This is a genomic window from Streptococcus sp. 20925_1_44 (assembly GCF_041432435.1).
GTDB lineage: Bacteria > Bacillota > Bacilli > Lactobacillales > Streptococcaceae > Streptococcus > Streptococcus infantis.
Window position 1 is genome coordinate 251,780 of record NZ_JAPVZQ010000004.1, and the last position, 11,262, is coordinate 263,041.

Genomic DNA, 11,262 nt, shown 5'->3' on the forward strand with positions numbered 1-11,262 from the left:
GGTTACAAATTTGTAACGGCCGATTTAAAGTAAAAAAGAGACCAAGGGGTCTCTCTTTTCTTTTAACGCATGGTTACAAATTCTTCTGAGCCAGTTGGGTGGATAGCGACAGTAGCATCAAAGTCAGCTTTTGTAGCTCCCATCTTGATAGCAACTGCGAAACCTTGAATCATTTCGTCAACTCCGTAGCCGATTCCATGAAGTCCTACTACCTTTTCGTCTGCACCAGCTGTTACGAGCTTGAAGCGAGCTTCTTGACGGTGACTAGTAACGGCAGAATACATAGATGCAAATTTTGAAGTATAGACTTTAACGTTTTCTTGGCCGTACTCTTTGATAGCTTCTTCCTCAGTCAGACCGACTGTTCCGATTGCTGGGTGTGAGAAAACTACAGTTGGAATAGTAGTGTAGTCCATTTTAGCATTGGTTTTACCGTTGAAAAGTCTCTCGGATAGGGTACGACCAGCCTTGATAGCGACAGGAGTTAGTTCCTTTTCACCTGTGACATCTCCAAGAGCGTAGATTCCGTCAACGACTGTGTTCTGGTATTCATCAACCTGGATAAAGCCGCGTTCATTGAGGGTGACACCAGCTTTTTCGAGTTGAAGTCCTTTAACATTTGGACGACGACCAGTTGCCCAGATAACTTGACTGGCAGTATGAGTGCTGCCATCTTCGAAATGAATGGTAATACCTTGTTCAGTTTCTTCAAGTTTAGCAGGAACCTTATGGGTGTGGAGGTTTAGTCCTGTATTTTCCATTTCCTGAACTAGACTCTCAACGATATAGCTATCAAATCCACGTAGCGGACGTTCACGACGGACGAATAAATCTGTCTGAACACCAAGTGTATGGAGCACACCAGCCAATTCGACAGCAATGTAACCAGCACCTAGAATGGCTACAGATTCAGGCAACTCTTCCCAGGCGAAGACATCATCTGAGATACCACCTAGTTCAGCACCAGGAATAGCAGGGATATGAGGATGAGCTCCAGTCGCAATCACAATATGCTTAGCGTGGATCAACTCACCATTAACGCTGACAGTATGAGCATCGACAAACTCGGCACGTCCTTCAATCAAATCAACTCCGTTGCGCTTGAAGCTTCCATCGTAAGACGAGCGAGCACGATCAATATAGGCTTCACGATTCTTACGAAGAGTTGCATAATCAAATTCGTTCCCAGTATTTGTGAATCCATAGTCAGGTCCATATTTGTGGATACTCTCTGCAATTTGGGCTCCATACCACATGATTTTTTTAGGGACACAGCCGAGGTTGACACAAGTGCCACCTAATTTCTTTTCCTCAATAACTGCCGCCTTAGCACCATGTTCACCAGCACGATTCATGGTAGCAATTCCCCCGCTACCTCCTCCGATGGCGATAATATCATATTCTCTCATAAGAAAGCTCCTTTGGTTTTTTCTAGTCATATTCTATCTTTTTTTGGAGGTCAATGCAAAAATCTGCTACGCTTAAATTTCTTAAGAAAATGCTTGCAAAAATAAAAAAGAAGTTGTATTATATAACTAACACAACAATAAAAGATTTGGCGATTGTTTTTGGATGGTCAGAAAGCAATTGTCCATTTTTATGACTTGTGCTATAATCTTAATATATGTTTATAAATGAGGTATGGATATGAAAAAGAAGTCAAAAGCTAAAAAATGGCCCCTATTTACAGCTATAGGAGTTACGTCAGTTCTTGTAGTAGGAGCAGCTGCTGTCCTTCTATTGAGACAACCAAATCAAGCTGCAACACAAGACGAAACTGCAAAAATCGTTCTTGCCAAAGAGGGGTCAGTGGCTTCATCGGTTCTCTTATCTGGTACCGTAACAGCTCAAAATGAACAATATGTTTATTATGATGCTAGTAAAGGTGACTTGGATGAGGTTTCGGTCTCTGTCGGAGATAAGGTAAGTGAAGGCCAAGCACTTGTTAAATATAGTAGTACTGAAGCTCAGGCTGCCTATGATGCTGCCAGTCGTGCAGTTGCTAAAGCTGACCGTCATATCAATGAATTGAATGAGGCTCGAAATACCGCCGCAGCAACACCTGTGCTCCCTCAAGCTGGGATTGAAGGCGCTACGGACCAAACCCCAGCACAATCTTCTACATCAGCTACAGCTTCTATCGATTCACAAATCAGTGATGCGCGTGATGTTCGTGCAGATGCAGCGGCACAACTTGAAAAAGCTCAAGCACAGTTGGATGCCGCTACAGTTTTGAGTACTGTAGAAGGTACAGTTGTCGAAGTCAATCGCAATGTTTCAAAATCTCCAACAGGAAATAGCCAAGTATTGGTACATATCGTTAGTAACGACAACTTGCAGGTCAAGGGAGAACTTTCTGAGTACAACCTTGCCAATCTATCTGTAGGCCAAGAAGTTACCTTTACTTCAAAGGTTTACCCAGATAAAACTTGGAATGGTAAGATTAGCTATATTTCAAATTATCCAAAGAACAGTAGCGAAGCAAGTAGTAGCTTAGCTGGGTCAAACTCAGGTTCTAAATACCCATATACGGTCGATGTAACTAGTGAAATTGGCGATTTGAAACAAGGTTTTTCTGTCAGTGTCGAAGTGAAAAGTATGAGTAAGGCATTGCTTGTTCCGATTACCAGCATTGTGATGGAAGAAGATAAAAACTACGTTTGGATTCTTGATGAAAATCAAAAAGCCAAAAAAGTTGAAGTTGGATTGGGCAATGCAGATGCAGAAAACCAAGAAATCACATCTGGTCTGACAGATGGAGCAAAAGTCATCAGTAATCCAACAGCTTCCTTGCAAGAAGGAAAAGAGGTGAAGACTGATGAAGCAACTAATTAGCCTCAAAAATATCTGCCGTAGTTATCGAAATGGCGATCAAGAGCTTCAAGTTCTAAAAAACATTAACCTTGAAGTTCACGAGGGAGAATTCGTGGCTATTATGGGACCATCTGGTTCTGGTAAGTCCACCCTCATGAATACCATCGGTATGTTAGATACTCCTACAAGTGGTCAGTATTTTCTAGACGGAAAAGAAGTGGCTGGTTTGGGTGAAAAACAATTAGCCAAGGTGCGAAATCAAGAGATTGGCTTTGTCTTTCAGCAATTCTTTCTCTTGTCCAAAATGAATGCTCTCCAGAATGTCGAACTTCCCTTGATTTATGCGGGGGTTCCTGCTTCAAAACGTCGCAAATTAGCAGAAGAATATCTGGAAAAGGTTGAATTGACTGAGCGTAGCCATCACTTGCCATCGGAGTTGTCTGGGGGGCAGAAACAAAGGGTTGCTATTGCGCGTGCACTCGTTAACAATCCTTCTATCATCTTAGCTGATGAACCAACAGGAGCTCTGGATACCAAAACGGGTAATCAGATCATGCAACTCTTAGTTGAATTAAACAAAGAAGGAAAAACCATCATTATGGTTACGCATGAGCCTGAAATTGCCGCCTATGCGAAACGTCAAATCGTCATCCGAGATGGTGTCATTTCATCTGATAGTGTCCAATTAGAAAAGGAGGAAAACTAAGATGCAGAATCTGAAATTTGCCTTTTCATCCATTATGGCCCACAAGATGCGTTCCTTCCTGACCATGATTGGTATTATCATCGGTGTTTCCTCAGTTGTCGTGATCATGGCCTTGGGTGACTCTATGTCTCGCCAGGTCAATAAAAACATGACCAAGTCTCAGAAAGACATTCATGTCTTCTTCTCACCTACCAAGAGTAAGGACGGTTCCTTTACACAAAGACAATCTGCCCTGACCTTGTCTGGTGGTCAAGAAGAAGTTTTTGTTGAACCACCAAAACCTCAAGAAGCTTGGGTTAAGGAAGCTGCAAAGCTCAAGGGAGTGGATAGCTACTATGTAACCAACTCAGCCAATGTGACCTTGACCTATAAGGATAAAAAGGTCGAACACGCTAACATGACGGGTGGGAATGTCACTTATATGGATGCGGTCGAAAATGAAATCATTGCAGGTCGTGGACTTAAAGCACAAGATTATAAGGATTTTGCAAGTGTTATCATCCTAGATGAAGAACTAGCCAATAGCCTTTTTGGTTCAGCAAAAGAAGCCCTCAATCAAATTATTGAAGTAAATGAGATTAGTTACCGTGTTATTGGTGTTTACGCAAGTAAAGAAGCCAAGGCAGCCAAAGCATTTGGTGTTGGAGGACTACCAATTACGACCAATATTTCCTTGGCAGCTAATTTTAACACAGACGAGATTTCAAATATTGTCTTCCGTGTTAACGATACGAGCTTGACTCAGACTTTGGGGCCAGAGTTGGCAAGAAGAATGACAGAGATTGCGGGGCTTCAACAAGGGGAGTATCAAGTTGCAGATGCGTCTGCCGCCTTCCAAGAAGTACAACAACTCTTCGGCTTCATAACAACGATTATTAGTGCTATTGCAGGAATTTCCCTCTTTGTCGGTGGTACTGGTGTTATGAACATTATGCTTGTTTCTGTGACAGAGCGTACCCGTGAGATTGGTCTACGCAAAGCGCTAGGAGCAACACGGGCTAATATCCTAGTTCAGTTCTTGATTGAATCCATGATTTTAACCTTATTAGGTGGTTTCATTGGTCTTCTGCTTGCTGCAGGAATGACTATGCTTGCAGGAGTTCTTCTTCAAAACTTGATTGCAGGAATCGAGGTTGGAGTATCCATCCCAATCGCTCTCTTTAGTTTAGCGGTCTCAGCAGGTATCGGTATGATATTCGGTGTTTTACCAGCCAACAAAGCCTCTAAGCTTGATCCAATCGAAGCTCTTCGCTATGAATAATTTAAAAGATAAAAAACGAGATGGACATTAGTCTGTCTTGTTTTTGTATGGATTTCTCTATCGAAAATCACTAAAAATATGGTATAATGAAGTGTTAGAAAAACAGGTTTCATTAGCCTGGAAAGGAAATATTATGTCTGAAAAGAATTTTTATATTACAACACCGATTTACTATCCATCTGGTAAACTTCATATCGGTTCTGCATACACAACCATCGCCTGTGATGTCCTAGCGCGTTACAAACGCCTGATGGGCTACGATGTCTTTTATCTGACTGGTCTTGATGAGCATGGACAAAAGATTCAACAAAAAGCAGAAGAAGCTGGCATCACACCTCAAGCCTATGTTGATGGCATGGCAGTTGGAGTTAAAGAACTCTGGCAATTACTGGATATCTCATATGATAAATTTATCCGTACCACAGATGATTACCATGAAAAAGTAGTAGCACAGGTTTTTGAACGCTTGCTAGCTCAAGATGACATCTACCTAGGTGAATACTCTGGCTGGTACTCAGTATCCGATGAGGAATTCTTTACAGAAAGCCAACTTGCGGAAGTTTTCCGTGATGAAGCTGGAAATGTGACGGGTGGTATCGCTCCATCAGGTCACGAGGTTGAATGGGTTTCAGAAGAATCTTACTTCCTTCGCCTCAGCAAATACCAAGACCGCTTGGTCGAATTTTTCAAATCACATCCTGACTTCATCACTCCAGATGGTCGCCTTAATGAAATGCTACGTAACTTCATCGAGCCAGGTTTGGAAGACTTAGCAGTATCTCGTACAACATTTACTTGGGGTGTGCCAGTTCCATCAAATCCGAAACACGTTGTCTACGTTTGGATCGATGCCCTTCTTAACTATGCGACAGCTCTTGGTTATGGTCAAGATGAACATGGTAACTTTGATAAGTTCTGGAATGGAACAGTCTTCCATATGGTTGGGAAAGACATCCTTCGTTTCCACTCGATTTACTGGCCAATCCTTCTTATGATGTTGGATATCAAATTGCCAGATCGTTTAATTGCCCACGGTTGGTTTGTCATGAAAGATGGCAAGATGTCCAAGTCTAAAGGGAATGTCGTTTATCCTGAAATGTTGGTAGAGCGCTATGGTCTCGATCCACTTCGTTACTACCTCATGCGTAGCCTTCCAGTTGGTTCAGACGGAACCTTTACTCCAGAGGACTATGTAGGGCGCATCAACTATGAATTGGCAAATGACCTCGGAAACCTCCTCAACCGTACGGTTTCAATGATTAACAAGTATTTTGATGGTCAAATCCCTGCCTATGTAGAAGGTGTAACAGACTTTGACAATGAACTTGCTCAAGTGGCAGAACAATCAATCGCTGACTACAATACCTACATGGAAGCAGTTGACTATCCACGTGCACTTGAAGCAGTCTGGACCCTCATCTCACGTACTAATAAATACATCGATGAGACAGCTCCATGGGTACTGGCTAAGGACGAAGCGCACCGTGACCAATTGGCAAGTGTGATGAGCCACTTGGCAGCTAGCCTTCGTGTCGTAGCTCACTTGATTGAGCCATTTATGATGGAAACCAGTCGTGCAGTCTTGACACAACTTGGTCTAGCAGAAGTTTCTAGCCTTGAAAACTTGAGCTTGGCTGATTTCCCTGCAGGTGTAACAGTAGTTGCTAAAGGAACACCAATCTTCCCACGTCTGGATATGGAAGAAGAAATCGCCTATATTAAGGAACAAATGGAAGGCAACAAGCCAGCCGTCGAGAAAGAATGGAATCCAGATGAAGTCGAACTCAAACTCAACAAGGAAGAAATCAAGTTTGAAGACTTCGATAAGGTTGAAATCCGTGTCGCAGAGGTCAAAGAAGTTTCTAAAGTGGAAGGTTCTGATAAGTTGCTTCAATTCCGCTTAGATGCTGGTGATGGTCAAGATCGTCAAATCCTTTCTGGTATTGCAAAATACTATCCAAACGAACAAGAATTGGTCGGCAAGAAAGTCCAAATCGTTGCCAACCTCAAACCACGTAAAATGATGAAAAAATATGTCAGCCAAGGGATGATTCTCTCAGCTGAACATGATGGCAAATTAACCCTTCTCACAGTGGACCCAGCTGTACCAAACGGAAGTGTGATTGGCTAAGATTTAAAGAGGCTGGGACAAAAGTCCTAGCCTCTCAATTGTCTTTGGATTGCCGAGTAAGACGCAGTGGTTGAGTGGGCTCTACTACGCTGATTTCATCAGCTTTTACAGTCCTACTCAACTGTGCGGAGGTGGGACGACGAAATCGAATTCTAACGAATTACCGATTTCTGTCCCACTCTCTTTCTTTTGCAAGGTATCAGTTGATAAAAGTGTCATTCTGCTTTATAATGAAGAAAAACGGAGGAAATTGCCATGAAATACATTCCATTTGGTCAAGAGAAAAGAGAATTGTCCGAAATCGTTCTAGGCATGATGCGAATCAGTGACAAGTCGGTTAAAGAGGTTGAGGAGTTGGTTGAAACAGCCCTATCTGTAGGAATCAATGCCTTTGACTTGGCAGATATCTATGGTGGAGGTCGTTGCGAAGAATTACTGGGTCAAGTGTTAAAACATCGTCCTGACCTGCGAGAGAAGATGTGGATCCAGTCCAAGTGTGGCATTCGCATAGAAGAATTTACCTATTTTGATTTTTCAAAAGATTATATTTTAGAATCAGTAGACGGGATTCTAAAAAGATTGCAGGTTGATTATCTAGATAGTTTACTTCTCCATCGACCAGATGCTTTGATGGAAGCTGATCAAGTGGCTCAAGCCTTTGATATTCTACACAAATCAGGTAAAGTTCGAGACTTCGGTGTGTCCAATCAAAATCCTATGATGATGGAATTACTGAAGAAAGAGGTCAAACAACCTTTATCTATCAATCAATTACAACTAAGCGCAGCTTTCACGCCAGGATTTGAATCAGGTTTCCATGTCAATATGGAAGGTGACAAGGCATCTTTGCGTGATGGTAGCGTCTTTGAATACTGCAAATTAAACGACATGGTTATTCAGGCATGGTCAGTCTTGCAGTTTGGATATTTCAAAGGGAATTTTGTCGGCAATGAGAAGTTCAAACAACTAAACCAAGTTCTAAATCGATTAGCCTTAAAATACGGTGTGAGCTCATCAGCTATTGCTATCGCTTGGGTGTTACGCTATCCAGCCAAGATGCAGGCAGTAGTAGGAACAACTAACCCTAAACATTTGATAGAAGCAAGCCAAGCAAGTCATGTCAACCTGACTCGAAAAGAATGGTATGAGATTTACCTCGCAGCAGGGAATGATTTGCCTTAGGAAAAAATGCATTTTAAGAAATCACAGTCAAAAAGCCGTTGAAAAACGGTTTTTTGTTATAATGAAATTAAGATTTATAGATAACAAAGGAGAAAAACATGACATTTGAAGAAATTTTACCTGGACTAAAGGCAAAAAAGAAATATGTACGTACTGGATGGGGTGGGGCTGAAAACTATGTGCAGCTTTTTGATACCATTGAGCAAAATGGCGTCGCCCTTGAAGTGACACCCTATTTCCTCATCAACGTATCTGGTGAAGGAGAAGGTTTTTCTATGTGGAGTCCAACTCCTTGTGATGTCTTAGCGACGGATTGGGTGGAAGTCCATGACTAAACGGGTCTTGATTACGGGCGTGAGCTCCGGGATTGGCCTGGCGCAAGCTCGTCTATTTTTAGAAAAAGGTTATCAGGTTTATGGTGTTGATCAAGGAGATAATCCTGTCTTAGACGGTGATTTCCACTTTTTCCAACGTGATTTAACGCTTGACTTGGAACCAATTTTTGATTGGTGTCCTCAGGTGGATGTTCTTTGTAATACTGCTGGAGTTTTGGATGATTACAAACCCTTACTGGAACAATCTGCCCAGGAAATCCAAGAGATTTTTGAAATCAACTATGTGACACCAGTGGAGTTAACCCGCCATTATTTAACGCAAATGGTGGAGAAAAAGAAGGGTATCATCATCAATATGTGCTCGATCGCCTCTAGCCTAGCAGGTGGAGGTGGGCACGCCTATACCTCGTCTAAACATGCCTTGGCAGGATTTACCAAGCAGTTAGCTCTAGACTATGCTGAAGCTGGGATTCAGGTCTTTGGCATTGCTCCTGGTGCAGTTAAGACTGGTATGACAGCAGCTGACTTTGAGCCAGGTGGTCTGGCAGACTGGGTAGCAAGTGAAACACCTATCAAACGCTGGATTGAGCCGAGTGAAATAGCTGAAGTCAGCCTCTTCCTAGCAAGTGGGAAAGCGAGTGCTATGCAGGGACAGATTCTGACTATTGATGGTGGTTGGAGCTTGAAGTAGGAGAATCTGATGGAAATCAAAAATCACTTTGGGGTATACGGAGTCTGTCTTCAAGAGGGAAAATTGCTCTGTATTGAAAAAACAAGAGGCCCCTATCAGCATCGTTTTGACCTACCAGGTGGTAGCCAGGAAGTAGGGGAGGGACTGACTGAAACCCTCAAGAGAGAAGTTCTGGAAGAGACGGGTTATATGCTTAGCCAGTATTTAAATCCTAGGATTTATGATGTGCTGGTTCATGAAGAAGGGCAAGACTTCGCCGTACATCATATCATGGCCTTTTATGATATTGTACTTGATTTAGAACGCTCTCAAAAATCCCTTCCTCAGGAAGTTTTTGACGGAAGCAATGATTCAGCAAATACCATTTGGGTCCCTATTGAGCAGATGACCCAAGAAAATGCCTCACCATTAGTATTGAAGGCGAAGGCAGAGTTACGAGGATTTCCAGAATTGGACAAGACCTCTTACATGAATTGGAAGGTAAAACATGCAAAATCAACTGGCTTTTAGTGGCGAAAGAATTGATGAAAAAGTTTATCCCCAGTTATTGAACCACGTCGGCTTGATTCGTGGGGAATACTTGTTGAGAGAGCTCAACCAAAACATCCTGTTACCAAGTTGTCAGCAATTTGTAAAAGATTATCTAGACACTATTTGCCATTTATACTCAGATGAAGAAGTCTGGTATCGCTTTTCAGAGTTAACAAATGCAGAAGCAAATAGTCTAGACGGGACTAAAGAGTATTTTAATGAACGCCACCCATTATTTGGATATAGAGGGACTAGGCGTTTATTGGCGTGTCCAGATGAATTTCAGGCTGAGGCATATGTCGTTACAGAAGTTTATCAAACCAATCCCAATCTGTCTGTTATTTTTCCTTTTGTGAATGATGCTGAACAGTTAAAACAAGCTATTAGAGTATTGCGCCAGCATGGTTTTACTGGAAAAGTTGGAACAATGATTGAATTGCCGTCAGCTTATTTTGACTTGGACAGGATACTGGAAACTGGTATTTCAAAGATTGTAGTGGGAATGAATGATTTGACTTCTTTTGTTTTTGCCACTGTGAGAAATAGTCAATGGCATGATATGGAAAGTCCCATTATGTTAGAAATGCTGAGACAGATGCAAAATAAAGCAAGGACGAAAAAGATAGATTTCGCCGTAGCAGGATATCTGAATGCTTCTTTCATACAAAAAATGAATCAAATGGATATCAAATGTATTATCCATTACAGTTCTATTCCAGAGATTTTTAATTTAGAGATTGACCATCCAGATCATCTCAAACGTGTAAAAGAAGAAAGTAAAAAATTACAAAGGAGAACCCATGACACCGCAAGAAATGTGGAACGCCTACAAGCAAATCAACTCCTCTATCGGTGATGAGATAGATGCCTGGGCCTTTGGAGTGGAAGCAGATCTCTTGGCTGACTTGGTTCTAAGAGGCGAAAAAACAGCAACAGCCTCAGCCTACGACCTCTACGCAGTAGAGGACGAACCCCTTCCCCAAGAAGGGACTTTCGATGTCATTTTAGACAGTCAGAACCAGGCTGTCTGCATTGTCGAAATTACAAAGGTTTCCGTTCAGCCTTTCTATCAAGTGTCAGCCGACCATGCCTACAAGGAAGGTGAAGGCGATAAATCCTTAGCCTATTGGCGTCAGGTTCATGAGGAGTTTTTCACGGAGTGGCTGGAGGAAGCAGGTCTGACGTTTACACCTGAAAGCAAGGTTGTTTTAGAAGAATTTCAAAAGGTCTACCCCTTGTAAAAAGCAGACATAAGAAAGTTTTGGGAATCATTGTCCAAAGCTTTTTTCTGACTTCAAATGATTAAAATAAGTAAACAAAAAGCGGACAATCATGTCCGCTTTTTGAATCTAACAAGTAAAGTTATTAGATAAAGTTTTCAAAGATAGTTATCTTTAAAATCCCTATTCTCATCACTTCTACATTGGTTGATTATTTTTTACGATAATGTAAAACTGTTCCTACAGCTACGATAAGCATTGCAACACCAGCAACAGAAACAATTAGACTATTGCGTTCACCAGTATTTGGAAGTCCTGGTTTGTTTCCAGTTGTTGTAGTGGTTGTTGAACCATTAGATCCAGGAGTTGGATTCTCAGCAGTAGTTGTAGT

At 41.9% G+C, this 11,262-nt stretch carries 12 protein-coding genes; 10 read left to right on the plus strand and 2 right to left on the minus strand.

Annotation, left to right across the window (positions count from 1 at the left end; all coding sequences use genetic code 11):
• Positions 1-62: 62 nt before the first annotated feature.
• The gene (gene gor / locus O3643_RS06785) at positions 63-1,409 is read right to left on the minus strand and encodes a glutathione-disulfide reductase (RefSeq protein WP_371500733.1); all 1,347 of its coding nucleotides are present in this window, start codon (positions 1,407-1,409) and stop codon (positions 63-65) included.
• 238 nt (positions 1,410-1,647) lie between these two features.
• On the opposite strand from gor, the gene O3643_RS06790 reads away from it, so the two are divergent.
• From O3643_RS06790 to O3643_RS06835, 10 genes are all read left to right on the plus strand, one after another.
• On the plus strand, positions 1,648-2,835 hold the full coding sequence (locus O3643_RS06790; RefSeq protein ID WP_371500735.1) for an efflux RND transporter periplasmic adaptor subunit: 1,188 nt from the start codon (positions 1,648-1,650) through the stop codon (positions 2,833-2,835).
• Positions 2,819-3,520: an ABC transporter ATP-binding protein gene (locus O3643_RS06795; RefSeq protein WP_371500737.1), complete on the plus strand. Its 702-nt coding sequence runs from the start codon at positions 2,819-2,821 to the stop codon at positions 3,518-3,520. The genes O3643_RS06790 and O3643_RS06795 overlap by 17 nt, the downstream gene beginning before the upstream one ends.
• Before the next feature lies 1 nt (position 3,521).
• Positions 3,522-4,781 (plus strand): ABC transporter permease, encoded by a 1,260-nt coding sequence (locus O3643_RS06800; protein WP_371500739.1) that lies wholly within the window; start codon positions 3,522-3,524, stop codon positions 4,779-4,781.
• Positions 4,782-4,914: 133 nt separating this feature from the next.
• Positions 4,915-6,912, plus strand: coding sequence for a methionine--tRNA ligase (gene metG, locus O3643_RS06805; RefSeq protein ID WP_371500741.1), 1,998 nt, complete (start codon positions 4,915-4,917; stop codon positions 6,910-6,912).
• Positions 6,913-7,167: 255 nt separating this feature from the next.
• Positions 7,168-8,094, plus strand: a complete 927-nt coding sequence (locus O3643_RS06810) for an aldo/keto reductase family oxidoreductase (protein WP_371500743.1) — start codon at positions 7,168-7,170, stop codon at positions 8,092-8,094.
• A 98-nt stretch (positions 8,095-8,192) separates the two neighbouring features.
• Positions 8,193-8,429: a DUF2829 domain-containing protein gene (locus O3643_RS06815; protein WP_000141913.1), complete on the plus strand. Its 237-nt coding sequence runs from the start codon at positions 8,193-8,195 to the stop codon at positions 8,427-8,429.
• Positions 8,422-9,120 carry a 3-oxoacyl-ACP reductase gene (locus tag O3643_RS06820; protein WP_371500745.1) on the plus strand — a complete coding sequence of 233 codons (699 nt, stop codon included), beginning with the start codon at positions 8,422-8,424 and terminating at the stop codon, positions 9,118-9,120. Before O3643_RS06815 ends, O3643_RS06820 begins: the two co-directional genes overlap by 8 nt.
• A gap of 9 nt (positions 9,121-9,129) precedes the next feature.
• The gene (locus O3643_RS06825) at positions 9,130-9,630 is read left to right on the plus strand and encodes an NUDIX hydrolase (RefSeq protein WP_371500747.1); all 501 of its coding nucleotides are present in this window, start codon (positions 9,130-9,132) and stop codon (positions 9,628-9,630) included.
• Positions 9,608-10,507: a putative PEP-binding protein gene (locus O3643_RS06830; protein ID WP_371500749.1), complete on the plus strand. Its 900-nt coding sequence runs from the start codon at positions 9,608-9,610 to the stop codon at positions 10,505-10,507. The genes O3643_RS06825 and O3643_RS06830 overlap by 23 nt, the downstream gene beginning before the upstream one ends.
• A complete protein-coding gene (locus tag O3643_RS06835) occupies positions 10,452-10,892 on the plus strand; it encodes an ASCH domain-containing protein (protein ID WP_371500751.1) in 441 nt (146 codons plus the stop codon). The genes O3643_RS06830 and O3643_RS06835 overlap by 56 nt, the downstream gene beginning before the upstream one ends.
• A 190-nt stretch (positions 10,893-11,082) precedes the next feature.
• Here O3643_RS06835 and O3643_RS06840 read toward each other — a convergent pair.
• On the minus strand, positions 11,083-11,262 hold a 180-nt coding region (locus O3643_RS06840), incomplete at its 5' end, for an LPXTG cell wall anchor domain-containing protein (RefSeq protein ID WP_371500753.1).

Coding starts and splice junctions, on each gene's coding strand:
- O3643_RS06815 (WP_000141913.1), top strand. CDS start 8,193: ATGACATTTGAAGAAATTTTACCTGGACTAAAGGCAAAAAAGAAATAT.
- O3643_RS06795 (WP_371500737.1), top strand. CDS start 2,819: ATGAAGCAACTAATTAGCCTCAAAAATATCTGCCGTAGTTATCGAAAT.
- O3643_RS06810 (WP_371500743.1), top strand. CDS start 7,168: ATGAAATACATTCCATTTGGTCAAGAGAAAAGAGAATTGTCCGAAATC.
- O3643_RS06830 (WP_371500749.1), top strand. CDS start 9,608: ATGCAAAATCAACTGGCTTTTAGTGGCGAAAGAATTGATGAAAAAGTT.
- O3643_RS06820 (WP_371500745.1), top strand. CDS start 8,422: ATGACTAAACGGGTCTTGATTACGGGCGTGAGCTCCGGGATTGGCCTG.
- O3643_RS06835 (WP_371500751.1), top strand. CDS start 10,452: ATGACACCGCAAGAAATGTGGAACGCCTACAAGCAAATCAACTCCTCT.
- O3643_RS06800 (WP_371500739.1), top strand. CDS start 3,522: ATGCAGAATCTGAAATTTGCCTTTTCATCCATTATGGCCCACAAGATG.
- O3643_RS06825 (WP_371500747.1), top strand. CDS start 9,130: ATGGAAATCAAAAATCACTTTGGGGTATACGGAGTCTGTCTTCAAGAG.
- metG (WP_371500741.1), top strand. CDS start 4,915: ATGTCTGAAAAGAATTTTTATATTACAACACCGATTTACTATCCATCT.
- O3643_RS06790 (WP_371500735.1), top strand. CDS start 1,648: ATGAAAAAGAAGTCAAAAGCTAAAAAATGGCCCCTATTTACAGCTATA.
- gor (WP_371500733.1), bottom strand. CDS start 1,409: ATGAGAGAATATGATATTATCGCCATCGGAGGAGGTAGCGGGGGAATT.